The 26,088-nt window shown below is 58.1% G+C and carries 26 protein-coding genes; 9 read left to right on the top strand and 17 right to left on the bottom strand.

What is annotated here, in order from left to right; translation table 11 throughout:
* The first annotated feature begins 24 nt into the window (after positions 1-24).
* The gene (locus GRPL_RS01420) at positions 25-705 is read left to right on the top strand and encodes a helix-turn-helix transcriptional regulator (protein ID WP_032700698.1); all 681 of its coding nucleotides are present in this window, start codon (positions 25-27) and stop codon (positions 703-705) included.
* Between the two features lie 93 nt (positions 706-798).
* On the opposite strand, the gene GRPL_RS01425 is transcribed toward GRPL_RS01420, so the two are convergent.
* Both GRPL_RS01425 and GRPL_RS01430 read right to left on the bottom strand, forming a co-directional pair.
* Positions 799-1,683, bottom strand: coding sequence for a nucleoside-specific channel-forming protein Tsx (locus GRPL_RS01425; protein WP_032689264.1), 885 nt, complete (start codon positions 1,681-1,683; stop codon positions 799-801).
* 292 nt (positions 1,684-1,975) lie between these two features.
* Positions 1,976-2,518: a SadB/YajI family lipoprotein gene (locus tag GRPL_RS01430; RefSeq protein ID WP_032696628.1), complete on the bottom strand. Its 543-nt coding sequence runs from the start codon at positions 2,516-2,518 to the stop codon at positions 1,976-1,978.
* Positions 2,519-2,666: 148 nt separating this feature from the next.
* On the opposite strand from GRPL_RS01430, the gene nrdR reads away from it, so the two are divergent.
* The 6 genes from nrdR to pgpA all read left to right on the top strand — a co-directional run bounded on the left by nrdR (position 2,667) and on the right by pgpA (position 6,896).
* A complete protein-coding gene (nrdR, locus tag GRPL_RS01435; protein WP_004858609.1) occupies positions 2,667-3,116 on the top strand; it encodes a transcriptional regulator NrdR in 450 nt (149 codons plus the stop codon).
* A gap of 3 nt (positions 3,117-3,119) precedes the next feature.
* On the top strand, positions 3,120-4,223 hold the full coding sequence (gene ribD / locus GRPL_RS01440; protein ID WP_032689263.1) for a bifunctional diaminohydroxyphosphoribosylaminopyrimidine deaminase/5-amino-6-(5-phosphoribosylamino)uracil reductase RibD: 1,104 nt from the start codon (positions 3,120-3,122) through the stop codon (positions 4,221-4,223).
* 213 nt (positions 4,224-4,436) lie between these two features.
* Positions 4,437-4,907, top strand: coding sequence for a 6,7-dimethyl-8-ribityllumazine synthase (ribH, locus tag GRPL_RS01445; RefSeq protein ID WP_004858618.1), 471 nt, complete (start codon positions 4,437-4,439; stop codon positions 4,905-4,907).
* 22 nt (positions 4,908-4,929) lie between these two features.
* Complete coding sequence (gene nusB / locus GRPL_RS01450; RefSeq protein WP_004858621.1) at positions 4,930-5,349, top strand: transcription antitermination factor NusB; 420 nt, start codon at positions 4,930-4,932, stop codon at positions 5,347-5,349.
* Between the two features lie 76 nt (positions 5,350-5,425).
* The gene (thiL, locus tag GRPL_RS01455; RefSeq protein ID WP_032700696.1) at positions 5,426-6,400 is read left to right on the top strand and encodes a thiamine-phosphate kinase; all 975 of its coding nucleotides are present in this window, start codon (positions 5,426-5,428) and stop codon (positions 6,398-6,400) included.
* A complete protein-coding gene (gene pgpA, locus GRPL_RS01460) occupies positions 6,390-6,896 on the top strand; it encodes a phosphatidylglycerophosphatase A (RefSeq protein ID WP_032700695.1) in 507 nt (168 codons plus the stop codon). The genes thiL and pgpA overlap by 11 nt, the downstream gene beginning before the upstream one ends.
* A gap of 50 nt (positions 6,897-6,946) precedes the next feature.
* Here the strand turns inward: pgpA and GRPL_RS01465 are convergent, their stop codons facing one another.
* The 4 genes from GRPL_RS01465 to xseB all read right to left on the bottom strand — a co-directional run bounded on the left by GRPL_RS01465 (position 6,947) and on the right by xseB (position 11,010).
* Positions 6,947-7,921 (bottom strand): aldo/keto reductase, encoded by a 975-nt coding sequence (locus GRPL_RS01465; protein WP_032700694.1) that lies wholly within the window; start codon positions 7,919-7,921, stop codon positions 6,947-6,949.
* 67 nt (positions 7,922-7,988) lie between these two features.
* Positions 7,989-9,851, bottom strand: coding sequence for a 1-deoxy-D-xylulose-5-phosphate synthase (gene dxs, locus GRPL_RS01470; RefSeq protein ID WP_032689259.1), 1,863 nt, complete (start codon positions 9,849-9,851; stop codon positions 7,989-7,991).
* A gap of 16 nt (positions 9,852-9,867) precedes the next feature.
* On the bottom strand, positions 9,868-10,767 hold the full coding sequence (ispA, locus tag GRPL_RS01475; RefSeq protein WP_032689258.1) for a (2E,6E)-farnesyl diphosphate synthase: 900 nt from the start codon (positions 10,765-10,767) through the stop codon (positions 9,868-9,870).
* On the bottom strand, positions 10,768-11,010 hold the full coding sequence (xseB, locus tag GRPL_RS01480; protein ID WP_032689257.1) for an exodeoxyribonuclease VII small subunit: 243 nt from the start codon (positions 11,008-11,010) through the stop codon (positions 10,768-10,770).
* Between the two features lie 302 nt (positions 11,011-11,312).
* On the opposite strand from xseB, the gene thiI reads away from it, so the two are divergent.
* A complete protein-coding gene (thiI, locus tag GRPL_RS01485; protein WP_032689256.1) occupies positions 11,313-12,761 on the top strand; it encodes a tRNA uracil 4-sulfurtransferase ThiI in 1,449 nt (482 codons plus the stop codon).
* 68 nt (positions 12,762-12,829) lie between these two features.
* On the opposite strand, the gene yajL is transcribed toward thiI, so the two are convergent.
* Positions 12,830-13,423, bottom strand: coding sequence for a protein deglycase YajL (gene yajL, locus GRPL_RS01490; RefSeq protein WP_032696551.1), 594 nt, complete (start codon positions 13,421-13,423; stop codon positions 12,830-12,832).
* On the bottom strand, positions 13,386-14,297 hold the full coding sequence (gene panE / locus GRPL_RS01495) for a 2-dehydropantoate 2-reductase (RefSeq protein ID WP_032689254.1): 912 nt from the start codon (positions 14,295-14,297) through the stop codon (positions 13,386-13,388). The genes yajL and panE overlap by 38 nt, the downstream gene beginning before the upstream one ends.
* Before the next feature lie 198 nt (positions 14,298-14,495).
* Between panE and GRPL_RS01500 the strand changes: the two genes are divergently transcribed.
* Complete coding sequence (locus GRPL_RS01500) at positions 14,496-14,987, top strand: YajQ family cyclic di-GMP-binding protein (protein WP_004858653.1); 492 nt, start codon at positions 14,496-14,498, stop codon at positions 14,985-14,987.
* 67 nt (positions 14,988-15,054) lie between these two features.
* On the opposite strand, the gene GRPL_RS01505 is transcribed toward GRPL_RS01500, so the two are convergent.
* The 9 genes from GRPL_RS01505 to GRPL_RS01545 form a co-directional block, all read right to left on the bottom strand.
* Entirely contained in the window at positions 15,055-16,419 is a 1,365-nt protein-coding gene (locus GRPL_RS01505; RefSeq protein WP_032696549.1) for an MFS transporter, read from the bottom strand.
* 156 nt (positions 16,420-16,575) lie between these two features.
* Positions 16,576-17,754 carry a Gfo/Idh/MocA family protein gene (locus tag GRPL_RS01510; RefSeq protein WP_032696548.1) on the bottom strand — a complete coding sequence of 393 codons (1,179 nt, stop codon included), beginning with the start codon at positions 17,752-17,754 and terminating at the stop codon, positions 16,576-16,578.
* A gap of 448 nt (positions 17,755-18,202) precedes the next feature.
* A complete protein-coding gene (locus GRPL_RS01515; protein WP_032700693.1) occupies positions 18,203-19,231 on the bottom strand; it encodes a Gfo/Idh/MocA family protein in 1,029 nt (342 codons plus the stop codon).
* Positions 19,228-20,592 (bottom strand): MFS transporter, encoded by a 1,365-nt coding sequence (locus GRPL_RS01520; RefSeq protein WP_032700692.1) that lies wholly within the window; start codon positions 20,590-20,592, stop codon positions 19,228-19,230. The genes GRPL_RS01515 and GRPL_RS01520 overlap by 4 nt, the downstream gene beginning before the upstream one ends.
* Before the next feature lie 10 nt (positions 20,593-20,602).
* A complete protein-coding gene (locus tag GRPL_RS01525) occupies positions 20,603-21,421 on the bottom strand; it encodes a sugar phosphate isomerase/epimerase family protein (protein ID WP_032700691.1) in 819 nt (272 codons plus the stop codon).
* Between the two features lie 66 nt (positions 21,422-21,487).
* The gene (locus GRPL_RS01530; RefSeq protein ID WP_032700690.1) at positions 21,488-23,191 is read right to left on the bottom strand and encodes an FAD-dependent oxidoreductase; all 1,704 of its coding nucleotides are present in this window, start codon (positions 23,189-23,191) and stop codon (positions 21,488-21,490) included.
* 10 nt (positions 23,192-23,201) lie between these two features.
* Positions 23,202-23,522 (bottom strand): NIPSNAP family protein, encoded by a 321-nt coding sequence (locus tag GRPL_RS01535; protein ID WP_032689247.1) that lies wholly within the window; start codon positions 23,520-23,522, stop codon positions 23,202-23,204.
* The gene (locus tag GRPL_RS01540) at positions 23,519-25,213 is read right to left on the bottom strand and encodes an FAD-dependent oxidoreductase (RefSeq protein WP_032700689.1); all 1,695 of its coding nucleotides are present in this window, start codon (positions 25,211-25,213) and stop codon (positions 23,519-23,521) included. The genes GRPL_RS01535 and GRPL_RS01540 overlap by 4 nt, the downstream gene beginning before the upstream one ends.
* Positions 25,210-26,031: a shikimate dehydrogenase family protein gene (locus GRPL_RS01545; protein WP_032689246.1), complete on the bottom strand. Its 822-nt coding sequence runs from the start codon at positions 26,029-26,031 to the stop codon at positions 25,210-25,212. The genes GRPL_RS01540 and GRPL_RS01545 overlap by 4 nt, the downstream gene beginning before the upstream one ends.
* Between the last annotated feature and the right edge of the window lie 57 nt (positions 26,032-26,088).

Here is a 26,088-nt window from a genome sequence, read left to right as displayed (position 1 = left end):
CTTCAGAGCTTATGTGAAAAGAAAATGACCCGACGCGCCGACCGTTTATTTCAAATCGTGCAGATTCTGCGAGGCAGGCGGCTGACAACGGCCGCCCTGCTGGCGGAGCGGCTCGGCGTATCGGAGCGGACCATCTACCGTGATATTCGCGATTTATCGCTTTCGGGCGTTCCGGTTGAGGGCGAGGCGGGCAGCGGATACCGGCTGATGTCGGGGTTTGATCTGCCGCCGCTGATGCTGACACATCGTGAGTCGGAGGCGCTGATGGTGGCTATCCGTTTGCTGAAAACCTGGGGCGGCGATTCGCTGTCGCGGGAGCTGGAGTCGGCGCAGGAAAAAGTGCTGGCGATTCTGCCGGAGGAGAGCCGTCGCAAGGCGGAGCAGACGCGGATTTTTGCCCCGGATTTCGGCAATCAGCACTATTCCCGACGCGATTTCGATGTCATGCATCAGGCCATATCCACGCAGCGGGTGCTGGCGCTGCACTACCGTGACGAAGCGGGGAAGTTGACGCAGCGGGAAGTGATGCCGCTGGGGCTGTTTTTCTGGGGGGAGCGCTGGATGCTGGTTGCCTGGTGCGAGCTGCGCGATGATTACCGCTGCTTCCGCCTTGACCGCTGTCTGGATATCACCCCGACGGAGCGGCGCTTTCATGAGTGTGCCGATCGCTCATTGAGCGATTTTTTACGCAAGGTGAAATGTTAAGCGAAATGTCTCCCGTCTGGCTGGCGCTAAACCGGCTTTCGGGAGAAGAAACGGACCCGACGGCATAGCCGCCGGGTCGGGGATCAGGCTGGATTAGAAGTTGTAGCCGACAACAAAGTAACCGCCCCAGCCGGTAGAGCGTACGTTGAAGTCGCCATCGCCGAAGTTCAGCTTCGCATCATCGGCCCACTGACCGCCGTTATGCCAGTAACGAGCCACAACGGAGTAGTGCCAGTGCGCGTAGTTCAGCGCCAGGATGTGGCTGGAGGCGATGGAGTTGCTGGTGCGCGCGTGCTTGCCGTTCATGTCATAGAAGTTGTCATCGCCCAGATCGGAACCCCAGTCAAAGTTGGTGAAGCCGATGTAGCTCAGCGAGCCGCCCCACAGGTCGGTCAGCGGGACAAAGTATTTCACTTTGAAACGGTAGCCATCCCATTCGTTTTCGTTGGATGCGCCATAGTTCTGCCACTGATATTTCGCATACACGTTCAGAGACAGGCTCATCGGCAGACCGGTATCGATATCGGTACCCAGACCCATATACCAGGTGCTCTGCTCCTGAGAATCGTTACGACCCATATCGTAGATATAGTTGTTGGCGAAATACCACTCTTTGAACGGGCCGAAGCTGAGATCGGTGTTGGTCAGCTTATCGATAGAGAAACGCGGTTCGATTTCCATAAACAGCGGGGAACCGTTGTTCCAGATACCTTTTGCCGTGCTGTTGCCGCCAAAGAATACCGGTGCATCGATATAGCCATAGAAATCAAACCAGTCTTTTTTAGCAAACGCTTCGTATTCCAGATAGGTATCGTTACGGATTTGCGGTCCAAAACGGGTGTGGTAGCTCCCCACCACGTTTACACTCTGGTGCCACCAATCAGACAGGTACTGCGGTTTATCGTTTTCTGCCGCGCCAGCAGTGAACGATGTGGACAGCGCCAGTACGGCGCCTGCTGCCAGTAATGTTTTTTTCATAATGATGCCACTGTTTAAATTAAGCCAAAAGGCGTTAAGAACGTTGCCGAAGCGTTGCTAAATATTTCGTATTTCTGTGGGGGTCTATTATAGAAATCATTGCTCACAAAAATACGTGTTGTTTCACATAACGTAAACATACGTAATCGATTGCGTTCACGATTCTATGCATTTCCTGACAGAATGCCACTGAAATTCATCCATACAGTCAATTTTTACTGAACTGTTTAGAAAAATTGTAAATGGATTTTTGGCTGGGGGGGCGGGTGTCGGCGACACCCGGTGAAGACGATTATTGCGCGGTTGCGGGCTGGATATCGTGAATGCGCAGGAAGCCGAGCTGCTCCGGCGTGATGCCGTTCAGACGTAGCGGAATATCAACGTCACTCGGCGCCAGGATGCTGGCGGGGGCGCTAATCAGCCGATCGTGTACGTTAACTTCCTGATAATTCTGCGTGGTGCCGGTGATTTGCCCCCAGGCAACGGTGGCGCTAAACGCCGGCAGCGGGTCGTTTGACTCCCCCTGGATACGCAGCGTCAGGCGGGTACCGTCGGCGTCGGCGGCGATGTCACGCAGCGACATACGCAATGTGCCGATTTGGCTTTCGAGGCGCGCCGGGGTATTGGCGCCGGGCAAAAGATAAACGCCGCTGCTGGATTTCGCATTCAGCGCGTTTTGCTGAGTAATTTTCACCGTCTGCTGATTAAGCTGAGTCATCTCTTTGCTCAACGTGCTTACGCTTTCATGCATTTGACGGACTTCACTTTGCTGCGCGCAGGCGCTGAGTGTGAACAGAGTGGTCAGCATTGCCAGCTTCAAATAACGTCTTGTCATGGTCATGGATTCCGTTTTCAGGGGATACTTCATGGTAGAACGTCTCCGTCCACGAGCCATAGATCCTTTGTCTCAAAAGCTCTTTCTTTGTTGTCGGGGCACTTCGCGGTAAACTACCTGTCAGTTTAACTTCCTGTCAGGACGCGCTATGCATTGCCCTTTCTGTTTCGCCGTAGATACCAAAGTGATCGACTCTCGTCTGGTGGGTGAGGGCTCTTCTGTGCGTCGTCGTCGGCAGTGCCTGGTTTGTAACGAACGTTTCACCACGTTCGAGGTGGCAGAGCTGGTGATGCCGCGTGTGGTCAAGAGCAACGATGTGCGGGAACCCTTCAATGAAGATAAGCTGCGCAGCGGAATGCTGAAAGCGCTGGAAAAACGGCCGGTCAGCGCTGATGATGTGGAAATGGCGCTCAATCATATCAAAACCCATTTACGCGGCACCGGCGAGCGCGAAGTCCCGAGCAAAATGATCGGCAACCTGGTGATGGAGCAGCTGAAAAAGCTCGATAAAGTTGCCTATATCCGCTTTGCTTCCGTCTATCGCAGTTTTGAAGATATCAAAGAGTTCGGCGAAGAGATCGCCCGCTTACAGGACTAAGCCATGCATGACGAAATGTACATGGCGCGAGCGCTTAAGCTGGCGCAGCGCGGGCGCTTTACGACCCATCCCAATCCGAATGTCGGCTGTGTGATCGTCAAGGACGGTGAGATTGTCGGCGAAGGTTTTCACTATCGCGCCGGCGAGCCGCATGCGGAAGTGCATGCGCTGCGCATGGCCGGCGAAAAAGCCCGGGGCGCTACTGCCTATGTGACGCTGGAACCCTGCAGTCATCACGGCCGAACGCCGCCGTGCTGCGACGCGCTGATTGCCGCGGGCGTTTCCCGCGTCGTGGCCGCCATGCAGGACCCCAACCCGCAGGTGGCGGGGCGCGGCCTGTATCGCCTGCAGCAGGAAGGGATTGACGTCAGCCACGGCCTGATGATGGGCGAAGCCGAAGCGCTGAACAAAGGCTTTCTTAAGCGGATGCGCACCGGTTTCCCTTACATACAGCTAAAAATGGGCGCTTCTCTGGATGGTCGCACCGCGATGGCCAGCGGCGAAAGCCAGTGGATTACCTCGCCGCAGGCGCGACGCGACGTGCAGCGTCTGCGTGCGCAAAGCCATGCGATCCTGACCAGCAGCGCGACCGTCCTGGCAGACGATCCGGCATTAACCGTACGCTGGGAAGAGCTCGATGCCGATATTCGCGCCCGCTATCCGCAGGAAAACCTGCGCCAGCCGCTGCGTATTGTGATCGATAGCCATAATCGCGTTACCCCTGAGCACCGCATCGTGCAGCAGGCGGGAGAGACGCTGTTTGCCCGCACTCAGGCCGATGACCGCAGCTGGCCGGAAAGCGTGCGAACGCTGATGGTGCCGGAACATAACGGCCATCTCGATCTGGTGTTACTGATGATGCAGCTTGGCAAACAGCAGGTTAACAGCATTTGGGTGGAAGCGGGGCCGACGCTCGCCGGCGCATTATTGCAGGCCGGGCTGGTGGACGAGCTTATCGTCTATATTGCGCCTAAACTGTTAGGCAGCGACGCACGCGGGCTGTGCGTGCTACCGGGGCTTGAGAAACTGGCCGCAGCCCCCCATTTCAAATTCAACGAGATACGCCAGGTAGGCCCCGATCTTTGCCTGCATTTAGTGGGCGCATGATCTTCCCTTTTGCAAGGGAAAACAGCATCGCTACGCGAAATCATTCAAGATGCGTCGAGGCGGCCAATCCGGGAATCCCCGTCGGCTTACAGCCGTAAGTGACCGGGGGCGACGGGCTCCGCCAACGCGGAGGCAGTTTGAAGGATGAAGTGTATAAATTATTATGATAGAATCCGCCCCCCTTGCGGGGCTATATGAACCCGAAGGAAGAGTATGAACATTATTGAAGCTAACGTTGCTACCCCGGACGCTCGCGTCGCCATCACCATTGCGCGTTTCAACAACTTTATCAATGACAGCCTGCTGGAAGGTGCTATTGACGCACTCAAGCGCATCGGTCAGGTAAAAGATGAAAATATTACCGTTGTTTGGGTTCCAGGCGCGTATGAGCTGCCGCTGGCGGCTGGCGTGCTGGCTAAAACCGGTAAATATGACGCAGTGATTGCTCTGGGTACGGTGATTCGTGGTGGTACCGCGCACTTTGAATATGTGGCTGGCGGAGCAAGCAATGGCCTCGCACATGTCGCGCAGGACAGCGAAATCCCGGTAGCCTTTGGTGTTCTGACGACAGAAAGCATTGAACAAGCCATCGAACGCGCTGGTACCAAAGCCGGTAACAAAGGCGCAGAAGCTGCGCTGACCGCGCTGGAAATGATTAACGTATTGAAAGCCATCAAGGCCTGAATTTTTTTGTAAGGGGAATTCCGTGAAACCTGCTGCTCGTCGCCGCGCCCGTGAGTGTGCCGTCCAGGCGCTTTACTCCTGGCAGTTGTCCCAGAACGACATCGCTGATGTTGAATACCAGTTCCTGGCGGAACAGGATGTCAAAGATGTCGACGTTCTGTATTTCCGCGAACTGCTGTCCGGAGTGGCGACTAACAGCGCATACCTCGACGGCCTGATGAAGCCGTACCTGTCCCGCCTGCTTGAAGAGCTGGGTCAGGTGGAGAAAGCGGTACTGCGTATCGCCTTGTTCGAGCTGTCTAAACGTGACGATGTTCCGTACAAAGTTGCGATTAACGAAGCTATCGAACTGGCGAAAACCTTCGGCGCCGAAGATAGCCATAAGTTTGTTAACGGCGTGCTGGACAAAGCAGCCCCGGCAATTCGTCCCAACAAAAAGTAAACTCCAGGCCGGGTCTCGCGGGATGTCATCCACGCAAGGTCCGGCCTTATTCTTTTCTTTTGCTGAGGCATAACGTATGGCATGCGGCGAATTTTCCCTGATTGCCCGTTATTTTGATCGCGTAAAAAGCATGCGTCTCGATGTGGAAACCGGCATCGGCGACGACTGCGCTCTCCTGAACATTCCCGAGAAAAAAACGCTGGCAATCAGCACCGACACCCTGGTGGCGGGCAACCATTTTTTACCTGATATCGATCCTGCCGATCTGGCTTACAAGGCGCTGGCGGTCAATCTGAGCGATCTCGCGGCGATGGGCGCCGAACCGGCGTGGTTGACGCTGGCGTTAACGCTACCGGAAGCGGATGAAGCGTGGCTGGCAGCGTTCAGCGATAGCCTGTTCATGCAGCTCAACTATTACGATATGCAGCTGATCGGCGGTGATACTACCCGCGGTCCGCTGTCGATGACCCTGGGTATTCACGGTTTTGTCCCGCCAGGACGCGCTCTGAAGCGTTCCGGTGCGAAGCCTGGCGACTGGATATACGTCACCGGCACCCCCGGCGACAGCGCCGCAGGATTGGCCATTTTGCAGGATCGTCTGGTGGTGGAGTCAGCGGCTGACGCCGACTACCTGCTGGCGCGCCATTTGCGCCCGATGCCGCGCGTGTTACAAGGACAGGCGCTGCGCGATCTGGCCAGCTCGGCCATCGATCTGTCCGACGGTCTTATCTCCGATCTGGGGCACATTCTGAAGGCCAGCGGCTGCGGCGCGCGGATCGATCTTGACGCGATGCCGGTATCCGATGCGCTGCTGCGCCATGCGGAGAGGGAGCAGGCGTTGCGCTGGGCGCTCTCTGGCGGTGAAGACTACGAACTGTGCTTTACCGTGCCTGAACTTAACCGCGGCGCGCTTGATCTGGCTATCGGCCAGCTTGGGGCGCGCTTTACCTGCATTGGACAGATTAGCGCCGAGGCGGACGGTTTGCAGCTGATGCAATCCGGTAAACCGGTCCAGCTGGATTTACAGGGGTACGATCACTTTGGTGCGTAGTAAAGATATCGCAAAAAGCCGCCTCAATATGCTGAATCCCTGGCATTTGCTGGCGACCGGTTTTGGCAGCGGGTTAAGCCCCGTGGTGCCCGGCACAATGGGGTCGCTGGCGGCGATTCCGTTCTGGTATCTGATGACCTTTCTCCCCTGGCAGCTCTATTCGCTGGTGGTGATGATGGGCATCTGTATCGGGGTCTATATCTGCCATCGCACGGCGAAAGATATGGGCACGCACGACCACGGGAGCATCGTCTGGGACGAGTTTGTCGGGATGTGGATCACCTTGATGGCGCTGCCGACGCTTGACTGGCAATGGGTCGTCGCCGGGTTTGTTATCTTCCGTATTTTTGATATGTGGAAACCGTGGCCGATTCGCTGGTTTGACCGCAATATCCACGGCGGGATGGGGATCATGGTCGATGATATTGTCGCCGGGGTAATCTCCGCCGGCGTGCTGTATCTGATAGGCCACCACTGGCCGATTGGTCTTTTCTGAGCTCACTTCCCGGGGTGAGTTTGCCCGGGCCTGTGGCCCGGGCGGCTCGCTTATTTAAAACCCACAATCGGATGCGGCTTGTACGGCGCCTCCAGCTTTTCTACCTGTTCGGGCGTCAGCGTTAAATCCACCGCCCCCAGCAGCTCGTCGAGCTGCTCCTGTCTGGAGGCTCCGACGATTGGCGCGGCGACACCGGGCTTGCTCAGCAGCCAGGCCAGCGCCACCTGGGCGCGGTTGGCACCGAGTTCTTCCGCCACTTCAGCAAGATTCTGTGCAATCTGCGCATCGTTTTCATCGCTGGCGCTGTAGAGCGATTGACCAAACTCATCAGAGACCAGCCGGGCCGTGGTTTCGCCCCACGGACGGGTGAGGCGACCCCGCGCCAGCGGGCTCCAGGGGATGACCGATACGCCAGCACGTTGGCACAGCGGCAGCATCTCGTTCTCTTCTTCACGATAGATCAGGTTGTAATGATCCTGCATGGTGACAAAGCGCGCCCAGCCGTTGCTCTCCTGAAGCTGTAGCGCCTGCGCAAACTGGCGGGCGTGCATCGATGAGGCGCCAATATAACGTGCTTTCCCGGCCTTAACGACCTCATTCAGCGCTTCCAGGGTCTCTTCAATCGGCGTGCTGTAATCCCAGCGATGGATCTGCAGCAGATCGACATATTCCATACCTAAACGGCGCAGGCTGTCGTCGATAGAGCGCAGGATTTGCGCACGCGAGAGGCCCTCCGGCAGATCCCCGACCTGGTGATATACCTTCGTGGCCACCACCACTTCGTCGCGGCGGGCGAAATCGCGTAGCGCGCGACCGACAATCTCTTCGCTGCTGCCGTCTGAGTAGCTGTTTGCGGTATCAAAAAAGTTGATGCCGCCTTCCAGCGCACGTTGAATGAGCGGTCGGCTGCTCTCTTCAGGCAGGGTCCAGGCGTGCTTGCCCCGATCCGGCTCGCCAAAGGTCATACAGCCGAGACAAAGCCGGGAGACCCGCAGGTGGGTTGCTTCAGGTGTGATGTAGTGCATGAACGGCTCCTGCTATCAACAAAAAGGGTATCCTTTAAGCATAGCAGGCGCCGTTAGCGGAGAGGATTCAGACCAGCCAGGCGGTGATTTTGGCTTCGATACCGGCGGCATCAAGGCCGAGGTCGGCGCGCACTTCTTCCTGGGTTCCCTGGGGAATAAAGAAGTCCGGCAGGCCGATATTCAGCACCGGAACCACACGGCGATGGGCCATCAGCAGCTCATTCACGCCGCTACCCGCGCCGCCCATAATGGCATTCTCTTCCACAGTTACCAGCACATCGTGGTCGGCGGCAAGCTGCAAAATAAGCGCATCATCAAGGGGTTTGACAAAACGCATATCGACCAGCGTGGCGTTGAGCTTGTCTGCCACCTGCGCCGCTTCCGGCAGCAGAGTGCCGAAGTTGAGTATCGCCACCTTTTCGCCCGTGCGTTTCACCACGCCTTTGCCGATCGGCAGTGAAGCCAGCGGCTCCAGCGTGGCGCCGGTGCCGGTACCGCGCGGGTAGCGAACCGCGCTCGGCCCTTCATTGTAGTGATAGCCGGTGTAGAGCATCTGACGGCACTCGTTTTCGTCGCTCGGCGTCATGATCACCATATCCGGGATACAGCGCAGGAAGGAGAGATCGAATGCACCCTGGTGCGTTTGTCCGTCGGCGCCGACGATTCCCGCGCGGTCGATGGCAAACAGAACCGGCAGCTTCTGGATAGCGACATCGTGGATCAGCTGATCGTAGGCGCGCTGCAAGAAGGTGGAGTAGATGGCCACCACCGGCTTGTAGTCGCCGATCGCCAGGCCGGCGGCGAACGTCACCGCGTGCTGTTCCGCAATCGCCACATCGAAATACTGGTCAGGGTATTTTCTGGAAAACTCGACCATGCCCGAGCCTTCGCGCATAGCCGGCGTAACGGCCATCAGCTTGCTGTCTTTCGCCGCGGTTTCGCACAGCCAGTCGCCAAAAATTTTCGAGTAGGAGGGCAGGCCGCCGCTGCTTTTCGGCAGGACTCCGCTGGTATGGTCAAATTTCGGCACCGCGTGGAAGGTAATCGGGTCTTTTTCCGCCGGCTCATAGCCGCGACCTTTTTTGGTCATAATATGCAGGAACTGCGGCCCTTTCAGGTCGCGCATATTTTTCAGCGTATTGACCAGACCGAGTACATCGTGACCGTCCACCGGGCCGATGTAGTTAAAGCCCAGCTCTTCAAACAGAGTTCCGGGAACGACCATCCCTTTGAGATGTTCTTCGGTACGTTTGAGCAGCTCTTTAATCGGCGGCACGCCAGAGAAGACCTTTTTACCGCCTTCGCGCAGCGTAGAGTACAGTTTTCCGGAGAGCAGCTGCGCCAGATGATTATTCAGCGCGCCGACATTTTCGGAGATCGACATTTCGTTGTCGTTCAGCACCACCAGCAGATCGGGTTTGATATCGCCCGCATGGTTCATCGCCTCAAACGCCATACCTGCGGTAATGGCACCGTCGCCAATGACGCAGACCGCACGCCGCTGTTTGTCTTCTTTCGCCGCGGCAATCGCCACTCCGATACCCGCAGAAATGGAGGTTGATGAGTGGCCGACGCTCAGAACGTCATATTCGCTTTCGCCGCGCCACGGGAACGGATGCAGCCCGCCTTTCTGACGAATGGTGCCGATTTTATCGCGGCGCCCGGTCAGAATTTTATGCGGGTAGGCCTGGTGGCCCACGTCCCAAATTAAACGGTCAAAAGGCGTGTTATAGACGTAGTGAAGCGCCACGGTCAGTTCGACCGTGCCGAGGCCGGAGGCAAAATGCCCGCTGGAACGGCTGACGCTGTCCAGCAGGTAGCGCCGGAGTTCGTCGCACAGTTTCGGCAGGCTGTCTTTCGGCAACAAACGCAACTCCTGGGTGGAATCCACCAGTGCCAGGGTCGGGTATTTGGCAATATCAAAACTCATCAGAGACTCTTATTGTTTATTTATCGCGCTGAATTATGTAATTCGCGAGCGCTTCCAGTGCCGTAGTATCCAGAGATTGCGCGGCCAGCTCACTCAGCGACTGACGGGCGTCTTCAATCAGGTCATGCGCTTTTTTACGCGCTTGTTCAAGTCCCAGAAGCGCAGGATAGGTACTTTTGCCTAGCTGCTGGTCAGCTCCCTGACGTTTGCCAAGGGTCGCAGTATCCCCTACCACGTCAAGAATGTCATCCTGGACCTGGAAGGCGAGACCGATATTTTGCGCAAAGCGATCGAGCGCCGGCAGGGCCGCGCGGCCGCGTTCACCTGCGCTCAGCGCGCCCATGCGCACCGCGGCGCAGATCAGCGCGCCGGTTTTGTGGCGATGAATCCGCTCCAGCGCCTGCAGGTCAACCTGATGACCTTCGGCTTCCAGATCCAGCGCCTGTCCGCCGCACATTCCGGCGACGCCGCTGGCGTGAGCCAGCGTCGAAACCATCGCCAGACGATCGCTGTCCGGCACTTCAGGCATCGGCGCATCACTCAGTATAGAAAATGCCAGCGTTTGTAGGGCATCTCCGGCAAGAATTGCGTTCGCTTCGCCAAATTTAATGTGGCAGGTCGGCAGACCGCGGCGCAGATCGTCGTCGTCCATAGCGGGCAGATCGTCATGCATCAGAGAGTAAGCATGGATGCATTCGACGGCGGCGGCCGGCGCGTCCAGCGTTGTCCGGCTGACGCCGAACATTTCGCCGGTGGCATAGACGAGGAACGGACGCAGGCGTTTTCCGCCTAATAGTGCGCCGTACTGCATGGCTTCAACCAGTGGAGTGTTCTGAAAAGGCAGCGGAGCGAGGAAACGGCGTAGCGCGTCGTTGGCCTGCTCAACGCAAGCGTGTAATTGTTGCGAGAAGTCCATTTATTCAGCATCCGGTGTCAACGGCGTCAGCGGGCTATCCTCGCTGTCGGCCAGCAGAATCTGGACGCGCTGTTCGGCCTGCTGCAATCGGGCCTGCCCCTGGCGCGCCAGCTGTACGCCGCGCTCAAATTCGCTGAGCGCCTCTTCTAACGGCAGCGCGCCGCTTTCCAGACGATTAACAATCTGCTCCAGCTCGCCCAGGGCGGTTTCAAAGCTGGCCGGGGCCTCATTTTTCTTTGGCATAGTGAATATAGACTCTTGTAATGTCGCGACACCAATATGGTAACGAAGTCACGTGGTTAAGCAAATATACACCTCATCCTTTCGCGGAATCGTTGCCGAAAGCGCGCAAACGGGTGGCTGGCAAGTGGGTTATGCCCCCGTCGCGCGGGAGCATCCTGAATGATTTTATGTAAAACGCGCAATGCGAGGCGCAATGTACTCAATGGTGATATACTGCGCTCCCTGGATGCAGGCACCGCGGTGCACTGCAGTACAACTTTTGCTTAAAGCCCCGTCGGGCTTGCCAACGAACTATTGTCGCCATGAAGTTTATCATTAAATTGTTCCCGGAAATCACCATCAAAAGCCAATCCGTGAGATTGCGCTTCATTAAGATCTTAACCGGGAACATTCGTAACGTTCTCAAAAACTATGATGAGACGCTTGCCGTCGTTCGTCATTGGGATCATATCGAAGTTCGCGCGAAAGACGAAAATCAGCGTCCGATTATTCGCGATGCGCTGACCCGAATCCCGGGTATCCACCATATTCTGGAAGTCGAAGACGTCCCGTTTACCTCACTGCACGATATTTTTGAGAAAACGTTGCCGCTGTGGCGTGAAGCGCTGGAAGGCAAAACCTTCTGCGTGCGCGTAAAACGTCGCGGCAAGCATGAGTTTACCTCTATCGAAGTGGAACGCTACGTCGGCGGTGGCCTGAACCAGCATATCGAAACGGCGCGCGTGAAGCTGACTGACCCGGATATTACGGTCAATCTGGAAATTGAAAACGATCGTCTGCTGCTGGTAAAAGGGCGCTACGAAGGGATCGGTGGTTTCCCGATCGGCACTCAGGAAGATGTGCTGTCGCTGATTTCCGGCGGCTTCGACTCCGGAGTTTCCAGCTACATGCTGATGCGTCGCGGTTGTCGCGTGCACTACTGCTTCTTTAATCTTGGCGGCGCGGCGCATGAAATTGGCGTTCGTCAGGTGGCGCACTACCTGTGGAACCGCTTCGGCAGCTCGCACCGCGTTCGTTTCGTGGCGATTAACTTCGAACCGGTCGTGGGGGAGATCCTCGAAAAAGTCGACGATGGCCAGATGGGCGTGGTGCTGAAGCGCATGATGATCCGTGCGGCGTCGAAAGTAGCCGAGCGCTATGGCGTGCAGGCGCTGGTGACCGGCGAAGCGCTGGGCCAGGTGTCCAGCCAGACTCTGACCAACCTGCGTCTGATTGACAATGTCTCCGACACCCTGATTCTGCGTCCGCTGATTTCGCACGATAAAGAGCACATCATCGACCTGGCCCGTGAAATCGGTACCGAAGATTTTGCCCGCACCATGCCGGAGTATTGCGGCGTGATTTCGAAGAGCCCGACCGTGAAAGCGGTGAAGGCGAAGATTGAAGCAGAAGAAGAGAACTTCGACTTTAGCATCCTCGATAAAGTGGTGGCGGAAGCGAATAACGTGGATATTCGCGATATCGCCCAGCAGACTCAGCAGGAAGTGGTGGAAGTTGAAACCGTGACCGGCTTTAGCCCGAACGACGTCATTCTGGATATTCGTTCCGTAGACGAACAGGATGAAAAGCCGCTGAAGGTTGAAGGCGTTGACGTTGTGTCATTACCGTTCTACAAGCTGAGCACCCAGTTCGGCAATCTCGACCAGAGCAAAACCTGGCTGCTGTGGTGCGAACGCGGCGTGATGAGCCGTCTGCAGGCGCTGTACCTGCGTGAGCAGGGCTTTGAGAACGTGAAGGTTTACCGCCCGTAAACCGCGAACAATCACGGTCATCCCGGATAGCGGCGCTCCTGCCTTATCCGGGCGACCGTTTCGCCAAATCAGGCTTCGTAGTAGTTATAAATTCCCGCCGCCATCACCAGCTGTGACGCAACCTCATGGGCTTTTTCACGCCCGACCAGCAGGTCGATCATTTTGAGCGCAAAATCAATGGATGTTCCTGGCCCCTGGCTGGTGAGCAGGTTGACCCGCGGGTCCCAGACCACGCGCTTGTCCTGCCACTGCTCTTCAGGGATGCGATCCTTAAGGGCCGGAAAACCGGTCATATTGCCGATGGGGAAAAGGTTATGCGGCACCAGTACGGTCGCCGCCGCCGCGCAGATGGCGGCGACAATGCGTCCGGAAAGATGAAACTGGCGGACCGTTTCCACCAGCAGCGGGCTGTCGCGGAAATACTCCGCGCCTTTTATCCCACCGGGAAGGACGATAATGTCATAATCGCCGTCGGCGACCTCTACCAGCGGCGCATCCGCCAGCAGCTTGACGCCTCGCGAGCAGACGATAGTCAGGCCGCCATCGCTGGCGACGCTGGCCGTGGTGACCTGCACGCCGCCGCGGACCAGTAAATCCATTGTGGTGACCGCTTCGGTCTCTTCGCTACCAGGGGCGAGGCAAATCAGTGCCGACGCGCTCATATTCATTCTCCTTACGCTTTACCAGTTCAAACAAACGGGCGTTTTCCGGTACGGCAAGGCCGTGAGCGCGGGCGCGCTTCAGTAGAAAACCGGTGATATAGTCGATTTCCGTACGACGCTGCGCGCGGATATCCTGCAACATCGAAGAGATATTTTCTGCCGTACTTTCAATTACCTGATGGACATAAAATAACAGGTTTTCCGGTGAAGTATGAATACCTTCGCGCTCCATGACCGCAGCGACCTCCCGGCAGATGACCTCAACTTCCTGCGGATAGTCGCGCAAATCGCCGTTGTGGCACTCTTTCAGCGCCGTCAGCGGGTTAATCACGCAGTTAACCGCCAGCTTGCTCCACGTTGCCGGGCGGATATTATTGTGCCAGGCGACGTCCGGCAGGACCCTTTGCAGGGTATCGGCAAGGTCGCTGTAATCCTGCGGATAGTCTTTCGCCGGGCCGATATGCGTCGTGCCGTTGGCGACGTGCACAATGACGTTGCCGTCGCGGCGTGCGGCCTGGGTTGTCGAGCCCAGCAGCAGCGGCTGCTGCACGCCTTTCAGTTCATCGACGGTCCCCATCCCGTTATGGATAAGCAGGATCGGCGACGAGGCGGGGAGAGTTTGCGCCAGATTTTTTACCGCGTTGGAGACCTGCCAGGCTTTTAGCGTCACCAGCAGCAGGTCGCTGCTGGCGAGAAAGTCAGGATCGTTGGCGGTTAACGACTCATTAAAAATCGTCCCGTCAGTCTCGATCAGATTGACGCTACAAAAGGGTTGTGGGACGCGTAACCAGCCCTGGACATCGTGTCCGTGTTTGCATAACGCGGTTAGCCATAGCTGCCCCAGCGCACCGCATCCGAGTACGGTTACTTTCATTCTTCCTCCTCACCTGCGACTACCCCAGGCATTTATAGCTAAAGTATATACTCGTTGCGCTGCCGGCTGCAGCCCACGCCTCGGTGGCCTGGCGTGCATTGAGCATCGGAACATCGGCTATGCTTGCGGGATAACCAGTTGAGTTATGTCGCGTTGCGGGTATTATGCAACGCAAAAGAAACAGAAGGAGAGGAAAAGATGCCATCTTTCGATATTGTCTCTGAAGTCGATCTTCAGGAAGTTCGAAACGCCGTAGAGAATGCGACCCGTGAAGTGGAGTCGCGTTTTGATTTTCGTAACGTTGAAGCGAGCTTCGAACTGAACGAAAAAAACGAGACCATCAAGGTCCTCAGCGAATCTGATTTCCAGATTAACCAGCTGCTGGATATTCTGCGTGCGAAGCTGTTAAAACGCGGCATTGAAGGCAGTTCTATCGAAGTGCCGGATGAGTTCGTACACAGCGGGAAAACCTGGTTTGTCGATGCGAAGCTGAAGCAGGGGATTGAGAGCGCGACGCAGAAAAAAATCGTCAAGCTGATCAAAGACAGCAAGCTGAAGGTGCAGGCGCAAATTCAGGGCGAAGAGATTCGCGTCACCGGTAAAGCGCGCGACGATCTGCAGGCGGTGATGGCGCTGGTGCGCGGTGGCGACCTGGGACAGCCGTTCCAGTTCAAAAACTTCCGCGACTAAGTCGGGGCTGCTGGCGTATCATCTGCAAAGGTCGGCCAATAAAAAAGCGGGGATTTCCCCGCTTTTTTTATACCCCTTTGATGGCCTGCTCAATTTCGAAGCGGTTGGTCACCTTGCTGTCGATTTTGATATACACCGACCGTTCGTCGGGCACCACCAGAACCTGTTTTACCCCATCGGTGCTCTGCAGACGCTCCTGCAGCGCGCTATCGGCCACCACATCACCGGGAATTTCAACCCGCAGGCTGCTGACGTACGGCGGTTCGCTCATCGTCCCGGCAACCAGCAGCCACAGCATCGCCAGCAGCGCGCCAAGCAAGAATACGGTTTGCGAATCAAAGAAGCCGTCTACCCAGCCTCCCAGCGCGCCGCCAATCGCCACGCCAAGGAACTGGCTGGTCGAATAGATGCCCATCGCGGTACCTTTATAGCCCGCCGGCGACTCTTTACTGATTAAAGAGGGGAGCAGGGCTTCCAGCAGGTTAAAGGCGAGGAAGAACAGCTGAACGCCGGCGACCAGTTCCCAGAAATAGCCGCCTGCGCCCCACAGGACGATTTCGGCCACCAGCAGCAGCGCGACGCAGAACAGGAACACGTGTTTCATCTTGCGCTTCACTTCGGCATAGATGATAAACGGCACCACCGAAACAAACGAAATCAGCATGGTGACCAGGTAAATTTTCCAGTGCTCGGCGGCGGGGAAACCGGCGGCTTCCAGCTGCCCAGGCAGGGCAACAAAGGTGGACATCAGCATGATATGCAGGCACATAATGCCGAAGTTGAGCTTCAGTAGTTTCGGCTCAGCAAGCACTTTGCTAAAGCAGCCTTTGACCATCCCTGATTCACGGTTCAGCACGTGATTATGGCTGTTGGGCACCACCCACAGGGTCAGCAGGATACCGATCGTCGCGAGGATGGCGATCATCCAGAACAGCGCATGCAGGCCGAGCTGGTGAGTAATAATCGGCCCCAGCACCATGGCGATGGCAAAAGTAACGCCAAAACTGACGCCGATAAAGGCCATCGCCTTCGTACGGTTCTGTTCGCGGGTTAAATCGGAGAGGAGCGCCATGACCGCTGCGGCAATGGCGCCGGAACCCTGCAGCGCGCGCCCAAGAATGATGCCCCAGATGGAGTCGCTGAGCGCGGCGATGACGCTACCGATAACGAAGATTAACAGGCCGCCGACAATCAGCGGTTTACGACCAATACGGTCGGAAAGCAGGCCGAAGGGAATCTGGAATACGGCCTGAGCCAGACCATAGATACCAATAGCCAGGCCAATCAGCGCTTCGCTGGCGCCCTGTAACGCCATGCCATAGGTGGTCAAAACCGGCAGAACCATAAACATGCCGAGCATACGCAGCGAGAATACGGTCCCCAGACCCCAGGTCGCGCGCAGTTCACCTGGCGTCATTTTATTGTCGTTCATTACCACCTCAATCTAAAAACTGCGACTAGTGTAGTGGTGGCAGGCAGAAGCGTAAATAAATGTTTGTTTAACAGATATTACCGCTGTGTTGCATGATGAGGTAAACGCGGGGAAAACAAAGAAACCAGTGGAGAAGGCCCCACTGGTTGATGGCATTTATTGTAAATTAAAGTCAACCCATTGGCTGCCGGCGTCGGCGGATTTCACGCATTGCTCTACCCAGTAGACGCCGTGCAGACCTGCTTCAACGTCCGGGTACCAGAAGCTCTCCAGAAACGCGCGATCGCCCCGATCCATCGCATCGATGGCTATCGCATAGCGCCGGTAGAGGTTTGCCCACGCTTCAAACAGTCCCTCCGGGTGGCCGCCGCCGATACGATCGTCTGCCAGGGCCGCGGCGCTGAGATAGGGCATGCCGCGCTCAAGTACCCGCGCCGGCTCACCTTGTACCTCGTAGCTGAGCTGGTTAGGATGCTCATCCCACCACTCGATGCTGGCTTTCTCACCGACGATCCGCACCTTCTGCGAGTGCATGGCGCCGCTATTGACCGCGCTGGTCCACATTGAGCCCACGGCGCCGTTATCGTATTCCATCAGCACAAACGCGTTATCTTCCAGCGGTGCGCGCGATGCAACGAAACTCTGGCGGGAACACATCAGACGGCGAATGTTGAGATGCGGCGCCATCGTTTCGGCCACAAAGAGCGGATGCGTTGCCAGGTCGCCCAGCACGTAGCTTGGCCCGGCATACTTCGGCGTAACGCGCCAGCGGGTTGACTCCGCCTGCAGCTCGACGGCTTCATTATGAAAACCGTGGGCAAACTGCATATTGATAATTCGAATCTGTCCGAGCAGCCCGTCGGCAATCATCTGGCGCGCCTGCTGAATCATCTGATACCCGGCATAGCCGTAGGTGACGCCGACGATTTTGTTATGCTTGATGCTCAGCTCCCGCAGCTCCTGGGCTTCCGCGGCGGTAAAGCAAAGTGGTTTTTCGCAGATGACGTGCAGTCCGGCTTCCAGCGCCGCTTTGGTAATGGCGAAGTGGGTATTGTTCGGCGTGGTTACCGACACCACTTCAATACCGTCAGGGCGCAGCGCCTCTTCGCGGAACAGCGTTTGATAATCGGCATAGCAGCGCCCCGGCGCGATCCCGAGCTGTTCACCAAACTGACGTCCGCGTTCGGCATCAATATCAAAAGCGCCGGCCAGCAAGGTAAAGACATTGTCACGCAGCGCGGCTGAGCGGTGGCTGTAGCCGATCTGGCTGGTGGATCCGCCGCCGACCATTCCCCAGCGCAGGGAGCGAGACAGGGGTTTCATGCCGTTTAACATGGTGTTCTCCTTGATACAAAGTACGGATGTCTGATGAAAATCGCTCCCTGCTCCAGGAAGCGGGACAGGACCCTGGCGCCACGCCTGACGATGAAACTGTCGCCTGAGGAGTGACAAGGTAAATTTAAAAATGTTTATTTCATTTTTTATATTATATGAAATTAAATTTTTATTTATGAGAGAAGGATCGAAAAATTATCAAGATTATCCTCACCGTCGAGTGTGCCTCTGAAAAGTGACGATTTGGCTAAAAAGCGTATTAAATGAGATGATTAACCCTGCTTTTATTGGTGTTTCTGGCCAGGGATGTGTGATAGTGCGGGTGAAACCGCTGAGGTAACGAGCGATGTAATTTCATTTTGTGTTTAAATGAAACTTATTTTTCTTTTTCTTCCGTAGTAAAGATAGCAGGAAAGTCGGCGCAATGCGGTATTGCGCCGACATCTGTTTATGCGGATCCGGTCGTCTGGCCTGCCGCCCACTGAATGGCGGCAACGATCTCCAGTGAGCGCAGCGCATCGGCAGCATCGATCAGCGGTTTCTCCTCGCCCGTGATGACCTGCAAAAAGTGGTCAAGCTGCAGCATGAAGGGATCGATAGCCTCGACGTGAAGCCTGTCACTCAGCAGCGGGTGGAGCCAGCCGCGCGCTTCGCCATAGCGCCACCGCTGCATCTGCGGGATCGCCAGCGCGCCGCCGGTACCGGAAATCAGATAGCAGTTTTCCGGCGCATGGGCGTAGATCGCATTTTCTCCTGAGTTCATCTCCCAGCTCCACGGGCCTACGCCGCAATCGGTGAGTACCGCGCTACCTAATGCCCCGCTGGCGAACCGCAGGTTTACCACCGCGCTGTCTTCATTGGCGAAGCGGCGTACGGCATGGGAGGTAAAGGCCTGCACCTGGTCGATTTCGCCAAACAGATAGCGCATCAGGTCAATATCATGGACCAGATTGACCAGCAGCGGTCCCGCGCCGGGCTCGCGTCGCCAGGCAATGTCAAAATACTCATCCGGCTTTTGCAGTACCCAGTGCGCGGAGACGGTGACGATTTGCCCGAGTTCGCCGCTGTCGATCGCTGTCTTCGCCGCGGCGATCAGCGCGTTATGCCGCCGGTGGTGCCCTACCAGCACCGCAACCTGATGGCGAGCAGCGGCATCGACCAGTTCCCTGGCGCGTTGCGGCGAGTCGGCGACGGGCTTTTCGACCAGCACCGGGATCCCGCGTTCGATGCAGGCCAGAGCACAGGGCAGGTGCAGAATATTGGGCGTGGCGTTAATCACCCCCTGCGGCTGGACCGCGTCCAGCAGGGCTTCAACGCTGTCAAACCCTGGGATATCCAGCGATTGCGCCAGCGCCTGCGCCTGGGGTGAAGGATCGGCCAGCGCGACCAGCTCAGCCCGTGGGTTAGCGCGAATTACCGCAATATGTTTGCGTCCGATGGCGCCCGCGCCAATGACGGCAAGACGTATTTTGCTCACGACAGACTCCTCAGCGTGGGGGAAGGGGCAGGGGAGGCCGTTTCGGCATCGCTGGCAAACAGCCCCTTCACCACCAGACCGACGACGGTTAATGCCGCCGGGATCCCAAGGATTAAAAAGACGTTTTCGAAGCTGAGATTCAGCGCCATCATTTCCGCGCCGGCAAAGGCGCTGAGGATGGCGCCCATTCGGCCGACGCCGTGCATCCAGCTGGAGCCGGTCGCGCGCGCCTGGGTCGGATAATAGCGGGCGGAGAGCGCATTCATGCCGGTATTCGCGCCGTTCAGGCAAGCGCCGCTGACGAAGGCCAGTAGGCACAACAGCGCAAAACTGGCGGCGGCATAGCCCATGGCCATCGTAAACAGGCCGCCGATGGCATAAATCAGCCCCAGCGCCCGATGGGGATTGATGCGATCCATTAGCCAGCCAGCGAACAGAGAGCCTACGGTGCCGCCGGCCTGATAAATCGCCGTCATCACCGCCGCCTGACTGACGGTCAGCCCAACCTCTTTGACCAGCGTCGGCAGCCAGCTGCCGAGGATATAAACCAGAAACAGGCCCATAAAATAGACCAGCCATAACATCAGCGAGCCGAGGCGGTAGTGGCGCGAGAGGACAAGGCGCATGGTGTTGGCGTTGACGGGCTGCGCCGGGAGCGTGAATTCAGCGTTATCCGCGATTTGCCCCGGATAGAGGCGTTGTAATATCGCCCGGATACGTGCCGCCGGCGCGCGTTTAACCACCAGAAAGCGCACCGACTCCGGCAGCAGCCAGATAAGTAACGGCGCGAACAGCAGCGGAAGAATCCCGCCGAGCGCCATCAGCGAATGCCAGCCAAAACGCGGGATTAGCCATGAGGCAGAAAAGCCGCCTGCCGCTGCGCCAAAGGTAAAGCCGCAAAAAATCACCGTAATCAGAAATGAGCGCTGGCGCTCGGGGGCATACTCCGATACCAGCGTGCCGATATTGGGCATCGCCGCACCGAGCCCCAGTCCGGTCATAAAACGGAAAAAAATCATCTGTTCGATGTTCTGCGAGAAGGCGGTAACGATGGTCCAGAAGCCAAAGAAAAAGACGCTGTTGACGATGATTTTCTTTCGCCCCAGCCAGTCGGCTAGCGGGCCTGAGAGGATCGCCCCCAGCGCCAGGCCAATCAGCGCCGCGCTGATGACGAAGCCGAGCTCGTAGTTGGTTACCCCCCATTCATGCTTCAGCGTCGGGGCGATAAACCCCATAATCGCAATATCAAAACCGTCGAGGGCAATCACGCAAAAGCCTAAGAAAACCACCAGTTTCTGGAAACGGCTAAGCGGATTACCGTTGATTAACTCTCTGACATCCAGGCGTTGGATCTGAGTCATAGGGTTTTCCTTATGCGCAGGGGCGCAGGTAAGACTGCGCGGCATTGAACAGCAACTGCGCGCGGTTGAGGGCGGGCAGAGCGCCCTGGGCGCCGCTTAACGGGACTTCCAGCGATACCGGCAGCGTTGTCGGCAGCGCTGACATCAGACCATGCAGATCCAGCCCGCCTTCGCCCGGTACTTTCCGCGCGGCGCGGGCCTGGTGGATCAGTTCCTGTTCGTTATCGGGAATCTGCGCCGGGGCGTCGCACAGCTGCATATAGTTGAGGCACGCTGGCGGCAGGTCGGCGAGGCTGGAGAGCGACTCTCCCGCGCGCCAGAAGTGGATGGCGTCGATCAGAATCCCGATGTCCGCCCGCCCGCTGGCGGACATCAGCCGCCTGGCGTCAGCGATAGTGCGTAGCTGGGTCCACGGCATCGGCTCCAGATTCATGGTTAAGCCATACCCCCGGCCGGCTTCGGCGAGCGCGGCAAGATTTTCAGCGCTGCGGGTCAGGTGGTTATCGTTGCCGGCCACCAGCACCTGACGGGCGCCCAGGCGCGCGGCGGTTTCCAGAAAGCTTTCCAGGCGGGCATTAAGCGAAAAGTCGCTCGTCAGACGGACGATTTCGACATCTGATACGCGAATACCGGTCTCCATCAGCGCAGAGAGGGTTGCGCGAACGGTCGCGGTATCGCCGAGCATATCGTAATCAGGATCGGTCGGCGTGGCAGGGAGCAGACGCAGGCCGACATGAGTAAAGCCGGTTTGTGCCGCGATCCGCACCTGTTCCGGTGGCGGAACGTCGAGCACGGTGAGCGCGGCGAGGGACAGGGTTCGCATGTTCATAAAAGACTCCGGTACAGTTGCAGGTGATTGTTGTTATGTGTACTGCCGTCCCTGGTAAGATGTCGGTTACGATGCTGTTTTTGTTATATTGGCGGCCAGTGTTTTTCCCACCAGATAGCCAAAGGTCATGGCCGGACCGAGCGTAATACCGCCGCTGGGGTAGTACCCCTGCATCACGCTCGACATATCATTGCCAATGGCGTAGAGGCCAGCGATCGGCTGCTGGCGCGCATCCAGCACTCGCGCCTGTTCATCGGTTTTCAGTCCGCTAAAAGAGCCCAGCGACCCCGGTAAAATACGCACCGCATAAAAGGGCGCGTGGCGCAGCGGGCCCAGCGTTGGGTGATGAGGATGCCTGGCATCCCCCTGAGCCCGGTTATAGGCCGAGACGCCGCGCTGAAATTCCGGGTCCTCTCCTTGCGCGGCGTAGTCGTTAAAACGGGCCACCGTCTCCGTCAGCTGCCTGCCATCAATGGCACACTGTTCCGCCAGCGCCTCCAGCGTGGGTGCCGAGCGGAGATAGCCCGTGCGCAGCCATGCCGCGGGTGAAAACGGAAAGGGGCGGGCGTGGCCCAGGCCATAGCGGCGCAGCGTCCGGCTATCGGCCAGCAGCCACGCTGCCGGCTGCTCTCCCTCAGGCGTTGCGGCCAGCAGCGCGGCAATAAAGTCGTGGTAGGAGTCGGCTTCATTAGTAAAACGCTTTCCGTTGGGCAATACGGCGATAAACCCCGGCTTCGCGCGTTCAACCAGGTGCGGGAAGACCAGCTGCAGGCCGCTCGCGAGGGTGACGCGGGAGACCGGCGCCCAGGCCATGGCGTGTTTGAGCGAGGCGTCGAACTGACCGCCGACCGATTCCCCGAGCCGGATCCCGTCCCCCTGATTACCCGGCGGCGCGGCGGAGAAGTGGCCATAGCCGTCCGCCGCGTGGGGAACCTGCTGCGCCAGGCGTTGGCGATCGTGCGGAAAGCCGCCGCAGGCGAGGATTACGGCGCCGGCATGCACCTCAATATCGCCATCATCGCTGCGCAGTATCGCGCCGCTGACCCCACTCGATGATGTCAGCAGGCGAGCAACAGGGGCATTCAATTGAATACTGACGCCAGCGTCGAGCGCCGAACGCAGCAGGCGGCCCATCAACGCGTTACCGTTAACCAGATACTGCCCGCGGCCTGCTCGCAGTCGTTGCCAGCCGTGGCGCAGCAGACGCCGGGCGGCATACAACGCCGATCGCGGGGAGCGGGTTGCGTTAAAAAAGTGCGCCATGTCGCTACCGCCGGCGATGCCCATGCCGGCCAGGCTGATGGTTTCCAGCGGCGGGCGCAGACGATGTAACCAGTCGCCAAGCAAGCGTCCGTCAAACGGTTGTGCCGTCACCGAACGTCCCCCCTGGGCGTAGCCCGGCGACATATGAAAATCCGGCATCTTACTGCCGGAGAGAAATTGCACCGCCGTATGGCGGCGGAAGAAGTCGATCATCTCCGGGCCCTGCTGCAGGAAGGTGAGCAGGCGGGCATCGGCGGGCTGGCCGCCCATTTCGTGCTGCAGATAGGTTAGCGGCGCGTCCTCTTGCTCCTGAATGCCCTCTTCGCAGGCGAGCGGATTGCGCGGTATCCACAGCCAGCCGCCTGACCAGGCGCTGGTGCCGCCGATGACCGGCTCTTTCTCGGCCAGCAGGACGCTGGCGCCCTTGAGGGCGGCGGTCACCGCGGCGGAAAGCCCCGCCGCGCCGGAACCGACGACCAGCACATCCACCTTTTTATGCCCGCTCATCTCCGTCCCCTTATTGCAGTGGTGAAAAATCAACAGGACGCAGCAGGACCGACTCCAGCCGCTCAACGGCCGCCAGTTCGCGGTTTTTACGCGAGAAGGTCAGCCAGCGTTGGTCTTGCGCCATGCGCGCCCGACGTACCAGGCGATCGTCGAGGCTTTCGTAAGCCCAGATATGCACCACCTGATTCACCACGCCGATTTCGGTGAAGAAAAAGCCGATCAGCTTACCGAGATGCTCGGTCTGGACGGCGTAAGCATCGCTTTTGTACAGCGCCAGCCAGTCGGCCATTTTCAGCGGATTAATGGTGTAGGTGCGTTTTTCATAGATCATGGTGTTTCTCCTGTTGATGGGGTCGGTTGTTGTGCCATATGGCGGGCAGAGAGATAGCCGAAGGTCAGCGCCGGGCCGAGCGTAATGCCGGGACCGGGGTAGGTGCCCGCCATCATGGAATCCATATCGTTACCAACGGCATAAAGGCCTCTGATCGGCTGACGTTGTTGATTAAGGACCTGGGCGTTTTCGCTGGTGACCAGGCCGCGCGACGTGCCTAAATCACCGGTGTAGAGGGTGATGGCATAAAACGGCGCCTTCAGCAGCGGGGCATTGCAGGCGTTCGGTTGATGGCGCGGATCGCCCATCGCGCGGTTATAGCTGTTGCCGCCTTTGGCGAATTGCGGATCTTCTCCCTGCGCGGCGTCGCGGTTGTAGCGGGCCACCGTCCCGGCGAGCGCTTGTGCGTCAAGCCCTAGCTGTTGAGCAAGCCGGGCGAGGGAGTCCGCTTTGTGCAGGTAGCCGGCCTCGATCAGCGCATCGTTGTTAACCGGCGCGGGCCGCGCAAGACCGAGGCCGTAGCGTTTCATCGCCAGGGCATCGCAGATCAGAAAACAGGGGGCGTTTTCGGACTGGCTTTGCATGGCGCTGGCGAAGTGGTGGTAAGAGTTTGATTCGTTGACGAAACGTTCCGCCTTTTGGTTCACGGCGATAACGCCCGGCTTGGCCCGGTCGGTGACCAGGTGCGGGAAGCGTTCTTCGCGCCCGTCGGCGTGGCGCAGTACCGAGACCGGCGCCCAGAAAAAATTGGACGACAGGTCGGCTCCTTCACAGGCGTTGAGTGCGCTGGCAAGACGGAATGCGGCGCCATCATTGCCGGCCGGCGACATGGAGTAATGCTCGCGGGTATGCGGCCGGTAGCGTGCCGCCAGCTCTCCTGCGGCAAAGCCGCCGGCGGCCAGCACGACGCCGCAGCGCGCCTGTAAGGTCTCTTGTTGGCCATCACATTCAATATTGACGCCGGTGACCGCGCCCTGGTGCTCAACCAGAGAAAGGACGTTGACGTTCAGCCGGAGCGTCATGCCTTTGCGCAGCGCTACGGTGGCCATGCGGGCAATTAAGGCGTTGCCCATCGCCAGCCGGGTGCCGCGCGGGTGACTGATGCGGTCGCGCGCGTAGCGCAGCAGCAGCTTCGCGCAGTGCGATAACGAGCGCAGCGAGCGGCGCATCTCCAGAAAATGCTGGATATCCACGCGGTTGACCATCATGCCGCCAAATAACAGCATCCCCGGCGGGGGAGAGCGCAGGTCGCGAAAGCGGTCGCCGAGCTGGCGTCCGTCGTACTCCACGACCTCCAGCGCGCGTCCGCAATCAACGGCGCCCGGCTCATCAGGATAATAGTCCGGTGACAGGGGGCGCAGACTGTACTTCACCGCGCCCTCTTTTTCGAGGAACGCCAGCGCTTCGCGTCCGGAAGCGACAAACGCATCGACAATGTCCGGACGATAGTTCTGTTCACCGATGATCGTTTTCAGGTAGGTTTTGATCGCGTTCGCCGCACCGCTTTTTCCCTGTGCACGCGCCTGATCGGTATCGTTGATCCATACCGCTCCGCCGGAAATCGCCGAGGTGCCGCCAAACTGCGGCGCTTTTTCCAGCATCAGCACCGACAGCCCTTTGCAACAGGCCGTGACCGCGGCGGCAAACCCGCCGGCGCCGCTGCCGATGACAATCACATCCCAGCTTTTCATGCCGCGGCCCCCTGTTCCTGGGGGATGGCTCCGATGAATTGCCCCATGAGTTTCATCTGCGCCAGCGCCATTTCGGGGCCGGTTTGTATTACGCAGCCGCGCGCCTGTGCGAAAGCCAGCAGCGGCGTGAGCGCCGGGGCGGTAACGACATCGGCGACGTGGGTTGCCGCGTCGAGAGTCTCCAGTAAGTGTGGCGGTAGCGGCAGAGGATCGAAATTCGCCATTCCCGCCGGAGAACCGTTTACCAGCAAATGAATGCCACTCAGGGTGTCGGGCAGGGGAGTGAGGATAACCTCAGGGAAATGGGTAGCGAGACGGTTATGCAGCAGCTGTAACGTAGCCGGATTCTGGTCATGTAGCGCCAGCTGGCGAATGCCGGCTTCACACAGTCCCCAGGCGATGGCGCTGCCGACGCCGCCGCAGCCGGAGAGCAGCGCCGTCTTTCCTTCAGCCTGAAAACCGTGGGCCGCCGCGGCAAGAGAGAAGCCGACGCCATCCAGCATATCGCCCTGCAGACGGCCATCCGCCAGTTTGCGAATGACATTCACCGCGTTGAGATGGCGGGCGCGCGGCGTTAATTCGTCAACCAGCGTGGCGGCGCGCTGTTTGTGCGGCACGGTGACCAGTACGCCGCTCATGTTCAGCCATCCGCGTAACGCCAGCAAATAATCCGCCACCGCTTCCGGGGCGATATCGACCGGGATCATCACGCTGTCCATCTGCTGCTCGGCGAAGTAGCGGTTGAAGTTCTCCGGTGATTTAACCTGCGTAATCGGATGACCGATAACGGCAACGACCTGCGTGAATCCACTGACCATTTCAAACCTCATTTGTTAAATGAATGTTGTGAAAGTATTTCAGCGGAACCTGAGAGC

The sequence above is a fragment of the Klebsiella planticola ATCC 33531 genome, from assembly GCF_000735435.1.
GTDB classification, from domain to species: domain Bacteria; phylum Pseudomonadota; class Gammaproteobacteria; order Enterobacterales; family Enterobacteriaceae; genus Klebsiella; species Klebsiella planticola.
Note: the sequence above shows the minus strand (reverse complement) of the source record. Positions and strands in the feature narration are given on the sequence as shown.